The following is a 14804-nucleotide window of genomic DNA, read 5'->3' on the forward strand; positions in this document are numbered from 1 at the left end:
GTTGAATGGGGACACTCACATATTTTTTGCGCATTTTTGCGGTCTTTCTGCTGAGCGTTGGATTTGCCTGGGCGCAAGAAGAAGTGGTCGAAGAGCCAGGCCCACCCGCGGTTGATGACGACGTCTTTGTTCAAGCCGTTGAAGTGGACGGCGAGCAACTGTTTGCGGTCCGAGGGTCTACTGCCCTGCCCGCGGAGGAGCGCGCGGCGCTGGTCGCCAAACGGATTGTCGATGTGGCAGAGCGCAGTGAAGCCACAACTGTGGTCATGGGCGTTGAACGCGGAGAGCTGGGCCAGACAATCTTTGCCGATGGCGTGATGGTCAGCGTGACCACGCAGGCAGATGCAGATTACGAACAGATGGAATTGGCAGTGCTCGCCTCCCTGCATGCCGAAGCAATTGAAGCGGCCATCTTAACGTACCGCGCCAACCGGACTGATGAAGCATTTTCTCACAGCACGCTGACAGCACTGGCTTGGTCAGCGATTTTTGCCTTTTATTGCGGTATCCTTTTTTGGCTGAGAAAACGGGTTCCACGCCTGTTGGCAGGTATTGTCGAGCTTCGCACGCGGGCTATCCAAGAAGCGACGGGCGACATCGTACAAAGCCAGGCTGTGTCCAATATCGCCAAGTTCCTGATCCGGTTGCTGGTCGACATCACATTGTTCACAGGATTTTATTACTACCTGTCGTTTGTGCTGCACTCCTTTCCCAATACACGGCCGATTGCGGAGCTGCTGATCCGGTATGTAACCGACCCGATTCTTGAATTGATGATGGGCTTTGTCAGCTACGTGCCCAATTTGGTCACCATCCTGATCATTGCTGCCATTGCACGCTGGATGATCAAAGCTGTGTATTTGTTTTTTGAAAGCGTCGACAAAGGGGTTATCGAGCTCAAGACATTTGAGGATCATTGGGTCTGGCCAACCTACAACCTGATCCGAGGCGCGATCATTCTCACCGCTGCGGTGATTTGTTTTCCCTATATTCCGGGATCGGATTCTGCTGCCTTCCAGGGGCTAACCATTCTGGTCGGTATAATGGTTTCGCTTGGCTCAAACTCTGTGATCTCCAACGTGTTGGCCGGGCTATTTGTGCTCTACAAACGATCGATGAATGTTGGCGATCGTATTCGTGTGGGGGATCATTATGGCGATGTCATGCAAATCCGGTTGATGGAGACCTATTTGCGGTCGGTGAAAAATGAGCTGATCTCAATCCCTAATGCCACATTGCTGTCTTCTGAGGTGATCAACTACTCTTCCAAGATTGATGGCAAGGGTCTGCTGCTGCACACCACCGTCGGCATTGGCTATGAAGAACCGCGCAAGAAGGTGGAGGCCATGCTAATTGAGGCGGCACGGCGTACAAAGGGGCTCAAAAAGTCGCCAGAACCTTTCGTTTTGGTGACTGGATTGCTGGACTTTGCCACCAATTACCAGATCAACGCGTTTACAACACGTGGCTCCTCTTTGCCGTTGTTGTTAAGTGAATTGCACAAGAACATCACAGACGTGTTTAATGAGAACAGCGTTCAGATTATGACACCCAACTATGAAACGGACACACCAGAATTAAAGATATCGGAAGTCGAGTGGGACGAACCGTTAGCCCATGAAACAGCGGCAGAAGCAGCCGCTCAAAAAGCATAAGGCGTCGCAACAACGGCGCCGCAGGAACAAGATGAGCAGAGCTTTTGTAAGCAGCCTGACACGACGCAGCATGATGCTTGGTTTGCTGTCCGGCTGTGCTATCGCGCCAGCCGGGCCGGAATATGCACGACCCGAGACCAAACTTGCCAAAAGCTTCCTGAAGAAACAACCGTCCGGTGGCGTGCGCAAACATGATGCCAAGTGGTGGACGTCGTTCAACGACTCCTTGCTGAACACAATCGTGGGCTACGGGCTGGAGAACAACAAAGACATTCAACGGATTGCAGCCCGTATCCAGCAGTCGCAGGGTATTTTGGCCTCTGCAGGCTTTCCGATTGGCGGCTCCAGTCGGGTAAGTGAAGTCAGGCGAAGTGGCGGCGGCGGAGATGCCGCTGAAACCTCGGGATTTGTGCGCGCCGAAGCCAAGTGGAAGCTGGACCTGTTTGGCAAACTGCAACGGGAGAAAGAGGCGGCTTTTGCACGACTGGAAGCCAGCTATGCCGATCTGGATGTGTGGACGCTGTTGTATGTGGATGAGGTAGTCACCGCCTACACAGATATGCGCTACGCGCAGGAATTGGCACGTATCTTGCACCGTGTTTTGGACAGTCGCGAAGAAACGCTCAAAGCCACCAAGGCGTTGGCGGAAGAAGGCGGCGCAACTGAATTGGATGTAGCACAAGCCAATGCGCTGGTGTTGCGCACAAGCTCCGCGGTGCCGGATGCTCGCATTCTGTTTGTGCGTATGGTCAATCGTGTCACCGCCTTGGTTGGCAGTACCGAATTGGCAGAACGGGATGATCTGGATGTGCGTGCGCCACAGCCCAGCCCAAAAACCAGCGTTGTCTCAACCGGGGTGCCAGCGGATTTGCTGCGCAACCGGCCGGATGTGGTTTATGCCGAAAAGAAACTGGCAGAAGCCGTGGCGCTGGTTGGGGTTGCGGAAGCGGACTTGTATCCGAGCCTGGGTTTAACCGGCAATATCAACGTGTCCGGGGGCAGCTCGGGGTTTGATCCCTTGGCGGCCTTCCTGCGCATCGATTTGGACATTCCCTGGTACGACCTGCCAGTGCGGCGCGGGAAAGTGGAAACCGCCAAAGGCCTGGTGGCGGAACGCAAAGCCGCTTGGGAAAAAGAGATTGTACTGGCCGTGGAAGAGGTGCGTAGTTCGCTCTTTGCCTTGCGCGAGAACACACGCGCAGTGGAGCTGTCCAAAAAGGCGGTAGAAGCAGCGGCAGAGGTGTTGCGTTTGGCGCGCAAGGCATATGCCTCCGGACAAGCCTCTTTCCTTCAGGTTTTGGATGCGGAGCGCGCCTTTTTGGACACTGAAAATCAGGCTGCCTTGGACTTGCGAAACAGAGCAGTTGATTTTGTGGATTTGAATGTCGCGCTTGGCGGGAGTTTTAACGGTTCGTTAAGTGGCCCCACGTAACCCTTGCGTCACCAAGGGTTGGCTGCAACCACTTGGGTGAACTGGTTACTTAGGGAAGATCACATGTTGGCACAAATCGCGGCTCAAATGGCCGAGGGGTTAAAAGACCGGACGTTTGACGGTTCATTGAAATTTGACTGCGGCGATGCCGGGGTTGTTGTGCTGGCGGACAACACCGCCACTCAGGAAGACCGCGAGACCGATTGCACCGTGTCGATTTCCGAGGACAACCTTGTGAAACTTCTGGCGGGTGATCTAAAACCCACAACCGCGCTGATGCTGGGCAAGTTAAAAGTCTCTGGTGACATGGGCACAGCGATGAAGCTGGGCCAGCTGCTGACCTAAGACAACGAGGCGGGGATCATCCCCGCCCTTTCTTGTTAAAGCTTATGCGCTTTCATCTCTTCATAGAGGGGAAGCGCCGCTTGTAGGACCGGCTGCAAATTCTCCGGAACCTCTGGCAGCGGGCCTTCGGCCCCGGCAAATCCAATGGAGTTCCAAACTGCGCTGTACCAATGTGACGCCCACGCACCGTCATCTTTGTGGCCGCCTTTGGGCCATGACAACATAGCGTCATCAAATCCCAAGCCAATGGCATCACAGAGCTTTTCCAGCATGAGGCGCGGATCATCACGGATGTCATGGCTATCGATCACAATTGGGTTTTGGCCCCAGCTTGAGACCAATTTCATCAGCTCTGCTTGCTGTGGGAAGCCAATGTCTGTGAGCGTGGGATTCTCGCGTTTGTCCGCATAAGACGCGATCACGCGGGCGGGGTGGCGCAGCAGGAACACATTGGTGACCTCGCGCATCCAATCACGCGGTACGCCAGAAATCATGTGCTGCGTCATGTGTTTTTGATAGAAATGTGGCTTTCCGGTGGGGTTAGGCCCAACAAGGTCAGCGACCACATTGGCTGGATCTTGATCTTGGGACGCCAAAATCTCTTTGCCCATTGGATGCTCCAACCCGGTCATGGCGAGGTAAGCAGCGTAAAAAGGCTCGTCCACCACGGCACAATCTGCGCGGTTGCCAAAGGCGTACATCATCGCGGTTGAGAGGTTGCGGGGGCCGCTCCACATGGCAATTTTCACGGGGCAAACTCCTATCGGTTTTGCGTCGGTATCGCGGCTGTAACGCGACAGTGCGAATTTCGGAATTACGGCTTTGCGTCTTTCACGACGAGGTCTTTGTAGAGACTGCGGATGTGCTTTGTCATCTCGCCCATGTCGCCGTTGCCAATCGACCGCCCATCAATCTCGCTGACTGGGGTCTGTGCACCAAAGGTGCCAGTGAGGAAAGCCTCATCCGCTCCGTAGGTGTCCACCAGGGAATAGTTGCGCTCATAAACCGGGATGCCATCCGCGCGGCAAACGTCGATGACCTTTTGGCGGGTGATACCATTCATGCAGTAGTCGCCCGTCGAGGTCCAAACCGCCCCTTTGCGAATGATGAAGAAGTTGCAGGCGTTGGTGGTGTTCACAAAACCATTGATGTCGAGCATCAACGCCTCGTCCGCGCCCGCTTTCTCCGCCGCGATACACGCAAGGATGCAGTTGAGCTTGGAGTGGGAGTTTAATTTGGGGTCTTGGGTCATTGGCAAGCCGCGGATGTGCGGCACAGTGGCCAAGCGAATCGGACGCGGGATCGACGGTTTGGAGTGTTCCATAATGATGGTCACCGTCGGGCCTTGCTGACTCAGCGACGGGTGCTGAAACGGGCGGGTCTTTATGCCACGGGTGACCATGAGGCGGGCGTGGGCGTCTGTGGTCATGTCGTTGGCAACGCGGGTGGCCTCCAACGCGGCGATCATGCCAGCTTTGTCCAGTCCAATGTCCAAGTCGATGGCTTTGGCCGCCTCAAACAGGCGGTCCATGTGCTCGCCCAAGAAGGCCCAATGGCCGTTATAAAGGCGCAAACCTTCCCACACACCATCCCCCAACATAAAACCGCTGTCATACACCGACACCATCGCCTCGGCCTTGGGCACAACGCGGCCATTCAGCCAGATCTTAATCTCTTCGTTGCGGGCATCTTCGGCGGCCTGGTGGGTGGTGACGTGATCGGTCATGGAGCGCTCCCTGTGGCAAAGTCACGGGACGCTATCGTTGTGCTGCGGGGTTTCCAAGCTGAATTTTACATATTGGATACGTTTCATGCGGTTGACAGCAGGTGTCGTGACGGCACTTTAGAACAGGAAATTTATTTGGAACTTTGACTTTTGACTTCTGTGACAGAACCCGGGTCTGCTGACCTTTCTACAAAAAAAACTCTGTTGGTGTTGGGCAGCACCGGGAAGCTTGGGCGCTTGCTCAGGGCATGCATCGTTGCGTCGCCTGACGTGTTGGCCGGATGGCAGATAGTTTGGGGTGCGCGGCGGGCTGGCGACAGCGTTGACTGGGTTTATTCCAAAGGCCCGCCGCCCAAAGCTGACGCCGTATTGGCACTGTGGGGTGTGGTGCCGGGACAGGGCGATTTGTCTGATAACATCACACTGGCCCATCAAGCCGTGCAGATCGCCAAGGACTGCGGCGCGGCGCGGGTGCTGCATTGCTCCAGCAGCGCAGTGTATGGTCCCGTACGGGAGGCGTCAGAGAACAGCGCTCTGGCGCCGCTCAATGCTTATGGCATTGCCAAAATTGAGATGGAACAGAGCCTTTTTCCAGACTCAAATGACAAATCCGAAATGCCTAATTCCTGCGTGATGCGGCTTGCCAATGTTGTGGGCGCAGACAGTCTGTTTGGCGCTATCCAACACGACCAACCAATGACACTGGACGCGTTTGGTATCGGCCAAAGCCCAATCCGAAGCTATGCCACGCCGTCAGTCATCTGGCGAGCTGTGGCAGCGCTTCTGGCAACCGACTCCTTCCCTGAGATTGTGAATGTGGCGTCCTCCAATCCGGTGGCGATGCATGAGTTGCTAGACGCTGTTGACTGCCCGTTTGTGTGGCGGACAGCGCCAGAGACCGCGGTTGCTGAAGTCTCCTTGTCGGTGGCGCGGCTTCGGCGGTTGACGGGGCAGACACTTGTGGTACCGCCCGAAGAGATGATTGCGCAGTGGCGCAAGTTAACAGAGGCAGCAGAATGATTGGACCGGGCACCACCTTTGGGCGGCGGATGATGGACCTGGGATGGGTGCTGTTTCTGTTGCTGATTTTATGGCCGGTAATGCTGATTGTGGCGGCGATGATCTTGATCCGGGATGGGCGGCCAATCCTGTATGTGTCTGAGCGCATGAAGACGCCAACGCAGGGCTTCAAGCTCCTAAAGTTTCGAACCATGAAAAACGTGGATCAAGACAGCGGCGTGTCCGGCGGTGATAAAACACATCGGATCACCAAAACAGGCAAAACCTTGCGGCGGTACCGCCTGGATGAGTTGCCGCAGCTGTTCAATATCCTGAAAGGTGACATCAGCTTTGTAGGCCCACGCCCGCCATTGCGCCGCTATGTGGAGCGGTTTCCTACGCTTTACGCCGAAGTTCTCAAAGACCGCCCAGGCGTGACCGGATTGGCGACGTTGATGTACCACCGGACAGAAGAACAACTGCTGGAAAACTGTGAAACTCCGGAAGAGACCGAAGCCGTGTATGAGCGGCGCTGTGTGCCACGTAAGGCGCAGCTGGATCTGTTGTATTCCAAACGGCGTACATTGGGGTTTGATCAGCGTTTGACGGTGGCAACAGTGTTTCGCCGTGTTGCACCGATCTATCGCCCTGGGCGCAGCAAGTGGCTGCTGTAACCACTCTTCACCTTGCTTCACCAAGCTGTGACATGGGGTTTCAAGGGATTGAGCCGCGAGAAGGGTTGCGCAAAAGATGGCGGCAAGAAGGAGTGTCGCTATGACAAGATTTCAGAATCTGAAGACCTTGGCTTTGACCATTTTCATCTTGCTGGGTGGATTGGCACACGGTCACCGCGCCCAAGCAATGGGCACCGACACGCTGGTGGTGGCGGGCGGCTGCTTTTGGTGTGTGGAAAGTGACTTTGAAAGTGTTCCGGGCGTGCGCGGCGTGGTGTCCGGCTACACGGGTGGGTCCACCAAAAACCCAAGCTACAAAGATGTCACCAAAGGTGGAAGCGGGCATTACGAGGCGGTGAAAATCACCTTTGATCCAGACACGGTGACCCGTGAGACGCTGCTGAACCTGTTCTTCCGGTCCGTGGATCCAACCGATGCCGGTGGTCAGTTTTGTGATCGTGGGGACAGCTACCGGTCGGCCATTTTTGTGGCAAACAAGGTGGAACAGGGTCTGGCAGATAGTGCCAAAGCCAAGGCGCAGGCCCAGTTGGGGCAAACCATCGTGACGCCGATCCTGAAAGAGGGAAAATTCTACAAGGCGGAAGCCTATCACCAGGATTATTACAAAGGCTCCAAAATTGTGCTGACCCGATTTGGGCCTAAAAAACAGAGCGAGGCGTATAAGCGGTATCGCAAAGCTTGTGGACGGGATGCGCGGGTGAAGGCGCTTTGGGGATCAGACGCGCCATTTGTTGGGCACTGAGGTGTGGGGCTTTGCCCCCGTCGCCAAAAGCGACTCCCCCAGGATATTTTGCGAATGAGAAAGACGAGGCGTGCCTAGAAGCGGGCCTCGTCGACGTCTTTCAGGTCCGGGATCACATCTGCGGTGCCTTGTCGCGTGACCATTAAGGCGCCGGCACGCATGGCAAGCGCAATGCATTGCTCCATCGGCAGACCCCGATCCCGCGCAGCAAGGATGTAGCCCGTGAAAGTGTCCCCTGCCCCGGTGGTGTCCACGGGGGTGACGGGCATGGCGGGGAAATCGCGTGCGGTGCCGCTGTGGATCCAGCGGGCGCCATTGGCCCCAAGCGTGATGATGACATCGGTGACGCCCAGCGCCTCTGGCGTTTTGCCCGTGGCCTCCTCCAGCTGTGCGGCTTCGACTTCATTGAGGATCAGAAAATCGAGATACGGCAGCGCGGCGGTGACCGCAGCGGCGTCAAACGGCGCGGCAGCATAGGCAATGTAGAGATCAAGGCTGCGGGCCATTTTGGCTGTTTCCAGCTGACTTAGGGTCTCATTTTGCATCAAGAGCGTGTCGCCCGGGGAGGCTTCAGACAGCGCGCTGGCGATGGTTTGTTTGGGGATTTGGAAGTTTGCCCCATTGAGCAGCACAATGCTGTTTTCCCCCGCATCATCCACATAGATCAGGGCTTGGCCCATGGGCGTATCCGTCAACGTGGTGATGTGGCGGGTGTCCACGCCAAACTCTGTCATTCGGTCAATGGCCCACTTGCCATCACCGCCAACGGCACCGATGTGGGCGGTATGCGCACCGGCGCGGGCGGCGGCAACGCTCATATTGGCCCCTTTGCCGCCCAAGCCTCGGGACATGCTTGTGGCAGCCAGTGTTTCGCCCGGGCCAGGAAGATGTGGCACGTGATAAAAGTAATCTGCGTTGATGCTGCCGAGGTTGTAGATCGCCATGGGAACCCGCTTATCTTCTCAATTTTGACCAAGTGATCAATTCTAATGTCTCTTGTCTATACACAATCACCATAATGCACGTTTTGCGCTTTCCGATAGGGGATGGGGTTTGCTATCTGGAGGGAACCAAACCTTGGGGGGTCTGAGCAGTGAAAGGCGACAAGCCAAGCGTCACGCCGATGATGGCGCAATATCTGGAGCTCAAGGCACAGTATCCGGATGCGATATTGTTCTACCGAATGGGCGATTTCTACGAGATGTTCTTTGACGACGCGGTGGCGGCGGCAGAGGCGCTTGATATTGCCCTCACCAAACGCGGCAAACATGACGGCAATGATATTCCGATGTGTGGCGTGCCACATCATGCCGCCGAGGGGTATTTCCTGACGCTCATCCGCAAGGGCTTTCGCGTCGCGGTCTGCGAGCAGCTTGAGAGCCCGGCGGAAGCCAAAAAGCGCGGCTACAAGGCGGTTGTAAAACGCGATGTGGTGCGGCTGGTGACGCCGGGCACATTAACTGAGGACAGCTTGTTGGACGCGCGGCGGCACAACTTCCTTGGCGCCTATGCTGTGGTGCGCGATGAGGCGGCACTGGCTTGGGCGGATATTTCCACCGGCGCGCTGCATGTGATGCCGCTAAGCCCCGTGCGACTGGGGCCGGAATTGGCGCGGTTGGCGCCTAGTGAGCTGCTTGTTGCGGAAGGCACCGAAGCAGATTTAGCGAGTGTTGTAGAAGACATGGGGGTGCCGCTGACCGCTGTGTCGCGCGGCAGTTTCGACTCTGTTTCGGCAGAAAAGAGGGTGTCGGCACTGTTCAAGGCCTCCTCGCTTGAAGCCTTTGGTGCCTTTGGCCGCGCTGAGGCCGGTGCGCTGGGCGCGATCGTGGATTATCTGGAGCTGACCCAAAAGGGCAAGCTGCCGTTGCTGCAACCGCCACTGCGGGAAGCCACCCAAGGGGTGATGCAGATTGATGCTGCCACACGCCGGAATTTAGAGTTGACGGCCAGCCTGTCCGGCGGGCGGGCTGGGTCGCTTTTGGCCACGATCGACCGGACAGTGACCGCAAGCGGCGCGCGCCTCTTGGAGCAACGACTGTCTTCGCCTTCCTTACGTCTTGCCGCCATTCGCAGGCGATTGGACAGCGTGTCTTACATGGCAGAGCATCGCAGCGAGGCCGCGGATCTGCGGGACGCTTTGCGCAAAGTGCCGGATTTGGATCGGGCGCTCTCACGCCTTTCATTGGATCGGGGCGGGCCCCGGGATTTGGCCGCGGTGCGCAATGGGTTGGGTCAGGCAGGCGAGATTTCCGAGCGCACCTATGCCGGCGAGTTGGCAGAAGATCTCAACACCGCGCGGAACGCGCTGCGCGGGCACGACGAGCTGCTAAACCTGCTGGAAGAAGCGTTGATCGCGGAGCCGCCGTTGCTGGCCCGGGACGGTGGGTTTATTGCGCCGGGCTATGATCCAGAACTGGACGAAAGCCGGGAGCTGCGCGATGAGGGGCGCGGCGTGATTGCCAGCATGCAGGCGCAGTACGCTGAACAAACCGGGATTTCAGCACTGAAGATCAAGCACAACAATGTGTTGGGCTACTTCATCGAAACCACGGCGAAACACGCAGATGCGATGATGTCGCCACCGCTCAATGAGACCTTTATCCATCGCCAGACCACAGCCAACCAAGTGCGCTTCACAACCGTTGAGTTGAGCGAGATGGAAACCAAGATCCTGAACGCTGGCAATCGGGCGCTGGAGATCGAAAAGCGGCTCTATGATAGCCTAAAAAACGCAATTTTGGATCAGTCGGGACCCGTCGCGGCGGCCTCAAAAGCACTGGCGGAATTTGATTTGGCGGCGGCTTTGGCTGAATTGGCGGCCAATGAAAACTGGACCCGCCCCGAAGTAAACGAAAGCCTGGATTTTGCCATCGAAGGTGGGCGGCATCCAGTGGTTGAAGCGGCGCTGCGCAAATCTGGCGACCCGTTTGTGGCGAACGATTGCGATCTGTCAGGCGGAGATGCTGCGAGCATCTGGCTTTTGACCGGTCCCAACATGGCGGGTAAATCGACTTTTCTGCGCCAGAACGCACTCATAGCTTTACTGGCGCAGATGGGCAGTTTTGTGCCGGCTGACAGTGCCCGAATTGGTCTTGTCAGTCAGCTGTTCAGCCGTGTGGGGGCAAGCGATGATCTGGCCCGCGGGCGCTCGACCTTTATGGTCGAGATGGTGGAAACTGCTGCCATTCTCAACCAAGCGGACGATCGTGCCTTGGTCATTTTGGATGAGATTGGCCGTGGGACGGCAACTTATGACGGTTTGTCGATTGCCTGGGCCACGCTGGAACATCTGCATGATGTGAACAAGTCGCGGGCTTTGTTTGCCACCCATTACCACGAGATGACTCAGCTCTCCGGGAAAATGGCTGGCGTGGACAACGCGACCGTGGCGGTGCGGGAATGGGAAGGAGAAGTGATCTTCCTGCATGAAGTCACCCAAGGCGCAGCGGACCGCAGCTACGGCGTGCAAGTTGCACAGTTGGCAGGCTTGCCAGCGGCTGTGGTCGATCGCGCCCGTGTGGTTTTGGACGCACTGGAAAAAGGCGAGCGGGAAGGCAAGGCGCAAAAGGCGCTGATTGATGATCTGCCGTTGTTTGCCGCGGCACCTCCGCCAGTGGCCGCGGCGCCAAGTGGACCATCCCCGTTACAAGACAAGCTTGCGGATGTGTCACCGGATACGCTGAGCCCGCGCGAGGCGTTGAACTTGATATATGAGCTGAAAGATTTGGCGGAGAACTGAATCGGGCTGAAATAGAGCCTAGTTCTCCGTCAAAAGCGCGGCGAGGTAAGCCCCGTATCCAGATTTGCCAAGCATCTCTGCGCGGGTGTGCAACTCGGCGTCGCTGATCCAGCCTTTGCTCCAGGCGATCTCTTCGGGGCTGCCAACTTGTTGGCCCTGACGATCCGACAGGGTGCGCACAAAATTGCCCGCATCCAGTAGGCTGGCATGGGTGCCGGTGTCGAGCCAGGCGTAACCACGTCCCATGAGCTCAACCTGTAGCGCGCCTTCGGTGAGGTAGGTTTCCAACAATGTGGTGATTTCCAGTTCACCGCGCTCTGATGGGGTGACGGTACGCGCTCGCTCCGGCGCTGTGCTGTCCAGGAAGTATAAACCCGTAACCGCATAAGGAGATGGCGCCTTAGGGGGCTTTTCGACAATGCGACTGGCGGCACCGGACTCATCAAAGGCAACCACGCCGTAGCGCTCTGGATCTGCTACACGGTAGCCAAACACCGTACCGCCAGACGTGCGCGCATCCGCAGTGGCGAGCTGTTCCGGCAGGCCGTGTCCGAAGAATATATTGTCACCCAACACCATGGCGCTGGGTGCGCCGTTCAGGAAATCTTCGGCCAAGAGATACGCCTGCGCAAGACCGTCAGGGCGGGGCTGTTCGATGTAGGTGAGGCTGAGGCCCCATTGGTGGCCATTACCCAGGGTGCGTTTGAACTGCTCTTGATCGTGCGGCGTGGTGATGATGGCAATCTCACGGATTCCGGCCAGCATCAGCACCGACAACGGATAGTAGATCATCGGCTTATCATAGATGGGCAAAAGCTGTTTGGAGATGCCGATGGTTATCGGGTAGAGGCGCGAACCGGTTCCGCCTGCCAGAATGATGCCTTTGCGTGCCGTCATGTGTCGCCCTGCTCCAATTGCGTGATCACGCGGGTGAGTCCCGCCTGCCAGTCGGGAGGTGTAACGCCAAAATCCGACAGAAGCGTGGCGCAATCCAGTCGGGAATTGAGCGGGCGTTTTGCCGGTGTGGGAAAGCCGCTGCTGGGGATGTTGGTCACCATGACCGATCGGTTGGAAGATTGGAAAATGGCGCGGGCAAAATCTGCCCAAGTGGTCGTGGGGGTGCCCGCGTAATGATACGTGCCGCTCGGTTTACCCTCCAAAAGGCCCAGCGCCATGGTGAGCAACGTTGCGGCGATGTCGCCTGCAGGGGTTGGGCCGCCGTGTTGATCCGCCACAATGGAGAGGGCATCACGGCTCTCACTCAAACGCAGCATAGATTTCACAAAGTTTGTCCCATGTGCAGAAAACACCCAGCTGGTGCGCAGGATCACATATTTGCCACCTGCAACCCGCACAGCCTCTTCGCCCGCCAATTTGCTGCGGCCGTATACGTTGATTGGGTCCGTCGGGTCGCTGGCCTCATGAGGCGTATCCCCTGCCCCGGCAAACACATAATCGGTGGAGATATGCAGGAACGGAAGGTTTCGCACAGCGGCAGCTTTGGCCATGGCGCCGGGGGCCGTTGCGTTGATGATTTCCGCGATATCAGGCTCTGTTTCGGCTTGATCCACGGCAGTATACGCCGCCGCATTGATCACCACATCCGCATCTGTTGCCAGAATACGCTCAGCACATTCGGACGGATTTTGCAGATCTGCCTCAGAGCGGCTCAGCGCTTCTATCTGGACATCTGGCCCAGCCAGAGCCTGCAGCTCCTGTGCGACCTGCCCGGTTTTTCCAAACACCAGAACTTTCATCACCGCTCCTCATTGGTGTCGCGCTGCACGCGGTTACGCGCCTTTTGTTGTGCCGAGCCGGTGGCCCACACCATCACGCGCCTGCAAAGCCTGCCACCAGTCTGGATTTTCCAGATACCAGTGCACGGTTTTTTCCAAGCCCTGTTGCAGCGTCACGGAGGGGCGCCAGCCCAGCTCTTCGCGCAGTCGCGTGGGATCAATGGCATAGCGGTAATCGTGGCCCGGACGATCCTGCACATAGTTTATTTGGCTGGAGTAGGGTCGATCTGCAGGACGCATCCGATCCAGAATGGCACAGATGCTTTCCACAAGATCGATGTTGCGGGCCTCGTTTTCACCGCCAATGTTGTAGGTCCGACCATTTTGACTTTTCTCGAGAACGGTCAAAAGCGCGTCGGCGTGATCTTCCACATATAGCCAATCGCGCACGTTCAAACCTTGGCCGTAGACAGGGATGTTTTTGCCTGCCAGGGCGTTCAAAATCACAACCGGGATCAGTTTTTCGGGGAAATGGAACGGGCCGTAATTGTTGGAGCAGTTGGTGATAACAAATGGCAGCTGATAGGTTTCACCCCACGCGCGGACCAAGTGGTCGCTGCTGGCTTTGGACGCAGCATAGGGCGAATTGGGTGCATAAGGGCTGTCCTCGGTAAACTGCCCCTCATCCTGTAACGTACCGTAAACCTCATCGGTGGAAATGTGGTGGAACCGAAAACTGTCGGGCTTACCGTTAGTTTGCCAATAGGTTCGGGCGGCGTCCAACAGGGTGTACGTGCCATTCACATTGGTGTCGATAAACGCACCGGGACCATCAATGGACCGATCCACATGACTTTCCGCCGCCAGATGCATCACCGCATCTGGCTGATGATCCGCAAAAATGCGCGCCAGAGCATCCGCGTCCCGAATGTCCGCGTGTTCAAAGATGTATAGCGGATTGTCCGCCACCGAGGCGACATTGTCGAGACAGGCGGCATAGGTCAGCGCATCCAGATTGACAACGTGATGACCCCGCGCAACGGCCAGACGCACCACCGCAGATCCGATAAAGCCAGCACCGCCCGTTACAAGGATCTTCATTGGCGGCCATCCCATGCAAATACAGGCTCTATATCAGCCAAAAGAGGTGCGGATGCATCTTTATCACTGAGCGTAAACGAGGCGATACTTACGCCCCAATCAATGCCCAGCACGGGATCGTTGTGGGCAATCGCACGATCACAGTCTGGTGCAAAATAGTCGGTGCACTTGTAGACAATTTCCGTGTCCGGCGCACGGGTCACAAAGCCATGGGCAAAGCCCACAGGCACCAGCAACTGGCGACCATTTTCTGCTGTCAGCTCCGCGCCAACCCATTGGCCAAACGTGGGTGACCCGACCCGAATGTCTAAAGCCACATCAAACAGTGCTCCGCGACCGCACCGCACCAATTTTGCCTGAGCATGCGGGGGCGTTTGATAGTGCAGACCGCGTATTGTGCCCACTTTGGAGGACAGGGAATGGTTGTCTTGTACAAACTCCAAATCAATCCCGTGTTCAGCCATCCGCCGCTTGTTCCAACTTTCGCTAAAGAATCCGCGACTGTCGCCAAACCGGTCTGGTGTGAGCAAAAGGACACCGTCCAATTTTGTGGTCTCAATTTTCATGGCCCGCGCCTCTAAACCCTTCTGCAAACAATATGTGAGTGCTATCAATCTGTTGGTCGCTTGTCACG

At 56.8% G+C, this 14804-nt stretch carries 14 protein-coding genes; 7 read left to right on the forward strand and 7 right to left on the reverse strand.

Going from position 1 to position 14804, the window contains the following annotated elements:
* Positions 1–5: 5 nt before the first annotated feature.
* The 3 genes from QOL67_RS02710 (at position 6) to QOL67_RS02720 (ending at position 3432) form a co-directional block, all read left to right on the forward strand.
* Positions 6–1655: a mechanosensitive ion channel family protein gene (locus tag QOL67_RS02710; protein WP_283424399.1), complete on the forward strand. Its 1650-nt coding sequence runs from the start codon at positions 6–8 to the stop codon at positions 1653–1655.
* A 31-nt stretch (positions 1656–1686) separates the two neighbouring features.
* Positions 1687–3087, forward strand: a complete 1401-nt coding sequence (locus tag QOL67_RS02715; protein ID WP_283424400.1) for an efflux transporter outer membrane subunit — start codon at positions 1687–1689, stop codon at positions 3085–3087.
* A gap of 63 nt (positions 3088–3150) precedes the next feature.
* A complete protein-coding gene (locus QOL67_RS02720) occupies positions 3151–3432 on the forward strand; it encodes an SCP2 sterol-binding domain-containing protein (RefSeq protein ID WP_283424401.1) in 282 nt (93 codons plus the stop codon).
* Positions 3433–3467: 35 nt separating this feature from the next.
* Here the strand turns inward: QOL67_RS02720 and QOL67_RS02725 are convergent, their stop codons facing one another.
* The gene (locus QOL67_RS02725) at positions 3468–4181 is read right to left on the reverse strand and encodes a sulfotransferase-like domain-containing protein (RefSeq protein ID WP_283424402.1); all 714 of its coding nucleotides are present in this window, start codon (positions 4179–4181) and stop codon (positions 3468–3470) included.
* 65 nt (positions 4182–4246) lie between these two features.
* A complete protein-coding gene (locus QOL67_RS02730) occupies positions 4247–5158 on the reverse strand; it encodes a D-amino acid aminotransferase (protein WP_283424403.1) in 912 nt (303 codons plus the stop codon).
* A 237-nt stretch (positions 5159–5395) separates the two neighbouring features.
* Here QOL67_RS02730 and QOL67_RS02735 point away from each other — a divergent pair, with 237 nt between their 5' ends.
* The 3 genes from QOL67_RS02735 to msrA all read left to right on the forward strand — a co-directional run bounded on the left by QOL67_RS02735 (position 5396) and on the right by msrA (position 7594).
* Positions 5396–6178, forward strand: coding sequence for an NAD-dependent epimerase/dehydratase family protein (locus QOL67_RS02735; protein WP_283424404.1), 783 nt, complete (start codon positions 5396–5398; stop codon positions 6176–6178).
* A complete protein-coding gene (locus tag QOL67_RS02740) occupies positions 6175–6831 on the forward strand; it encodes a sugar transferase (RefSeq protein ID WP_283424405.1) in 657 nt (218 codons plus the stop codon). Before QOL67_RS02735 ends, QOL67_RS02740 begins: the two co-directional genes overlap by 4 nt.
* Positions 6832–6931: 100 nt before the next feature.
* Positions 6932–7594: a peptide-methionine (S)-S-oxide reductase MsrA gene (gene msrA / locus QOL67_RS02745; protein WP_283424406.1), complete on the forward strand. Its 663-nt coding sequence runs from the start codon at positions 6932–6934 to the stop codon at positions 7592–7594.
* Between the two features lie 74 nt (positions 7595–7668).
* On the opposite strand, the gene QOL67_RS02750 is transcribed toward msrA, so the two are convergent.
* Positions 7669–8538, reverse strand: coding sequence for a ribokinase (locus QOL67_RS02750; protein ID WP_283424407.1), 870 nt, complete (start codon positions 8536–8538; stop codon positions 7669–7671).
* A 179-nt stretch (positions 8539–8717) separates the two neighbouring features.
* Between QOL67_RS02750 and mutS the strand changes: the two genes are divergently transcribed.
* On the forward strand, positions 8718–11333 hold the full coding sequence (gene mutS / locus QOL67_RS02755; protein WP_283424764.1) for a DNA mismatch repair protein MutS: 2616 nt from the start codon (positions 8718–8720) through the stop codon (positions 11331–11333).
* Between the two features lie 18 nt (positions 11334–11351).
* On the opposite strand, the gene rfbA is transcribed toward mutS, so the two are convergent.
* From rfbA to rfbC, 4 genes are read right to left on the reverse strand one after another with little or no spacing between them, the layout of a single operon-like run.
* Complete coding sequence (rfbA, locus tag QOL67_RS02760) at positions 11352–12230, reverse strand: glucose-1-phosphate thymidylyltransferase RfbA (RefSeq protein WP_283424408.1); 879 nt, start codon at positions 12228–12230, stop codon at positions 11352–11354.
* Positions 12227–13090, reverse strand: coding sequence for a dTDP-4-dehydrorhamnose reductase (rfbD, locus tag QOL67_RS02765; protein ID WP_283424409.1), 864 nt, complete (start codon positions 13088–13090; stop codon positions 12227–12229). Before rfbD ends, rfbA begins: the two co-directional genes overlap by 4 nt.
* A gap of 33 nt (positions 13091–13123) precedes the next feature.
* Positions 13124–14170, reverse strand: coding sequence for a dTDP-glucose 4,6-dehydratase (gene rfbB / locus QOL67_RS02770; protein WP_283424410.1), 1047 nt, complete (start codon positions 14168–14170; stop codon positions 13124–13126).
* A complete protein-coding gene (rfbC, locus tag QOL67_RS02775) occupies positions 14167–14736 on the reverse strand; it encodes a dTDP-4-dehydrorhamnose 3,5-epimerase (RefSeq protein ID WP_283424411.1) in 570 nt (189 codons plus the stop codon). The genes rfbB and rfbC overlap by 4 nt, the downstream gene beginning before the upstream one ends.
* Between the last annotated feature and the right edge of the window lie 68 nt (positions 14737–14804).

This window comes from Shimia sagamensis (assembly GCF_900182745.1).
In the GTDB taxonomy this organism is placed as follows: domain Bacteria; phylum Pseudomonadota; class Alphaproteobacteria; order Rhodobacterales; family Rhodobacteraceae; genus Shimia; species Shimia sagamensis.

Bases quoted from the DNA above. Each gene is read 5' to 3' on its own strand.
- rfbB (WP_283424410.1), bottom strand. From the start codon at position 14,170: ATGAAGATCCTTGTAACGGGCGGTGCTGGCTTTATCGGATCTGCGGTG.
- mutS (WP_283424764.1), top strand. From the start codon at position 8,718: ATGATGGCGCAATATCTGGAGCTCAAGGCACAGTATCCGGATGCGATA.
- msrA (WP_283424406.1), top strand. From the start codon at position 6,932: ATGACAAGATTTCAGAATCTGAAGACCTTGGCTTTGACCATTTTCATC.
- QOL67_RS02750 (WP_283424407.1), bottom strand. From the start codon at position 8,538: ATGGCGATCTACAACCTCGGCAGCATCAACGCAGATTACTTTTATCAC.
- QOL67_RS02730 (WP_283424403.1), bottom strand. From the start codon at position 5,158: ATGACCGATCACGTCACCACCCACCAGGCCGCCGAAGATGCCCGCAAC.
- rfbC (WP_283424411.1), bottom strand. From the start codon at position 14,736: ATGAAAATTGAGACCACAAAATTGGACGGTGTCCTTTTGCTCACACCA.
- QOL67_RS02740 (WP_283424405.1), top strand. From the start codon at position 6,175: ATGATTGGACCGGGCACCACCTTTGGGCGGCGGATGATGGACCTGGGA.
- QOL67_RS02710 (WP_283424399.1), top strand. From the start codon at position 6: ATGGGGACACTCACATATTTTTTGCGCATTTTTGCGGTCTTTCTGCTG.
- QOL67_RS02715 (WP_283424400.1), top strand. From the start codon at position 1,687: ATGAGCAGAGCTTTTGTAAGCAGCCTGACACGACGCAGCATGATGCTT.
- rfbD (WP_283424409.1), bottom strand. From the start codon at position 13,090: ATGAAAGTTCTGGTGTTTGGAAAAACCGGGCAGGTCGCACAGGAGCTG.
- rfbA (WP_283424408.1), bottom strand. From the start codon at position 12,230: ATGACGGCACGCAAAGGCATCATTCTGGCAGGCGGAACCGGTTCGCGC.
- QOL67_RS02720 (WP_283424401.1), top strand. From the start codon at position 3,151: ATGTTGGCACAAATCGCGGCTCAAATGGCCGAGGGGTTAAAAGACCGG.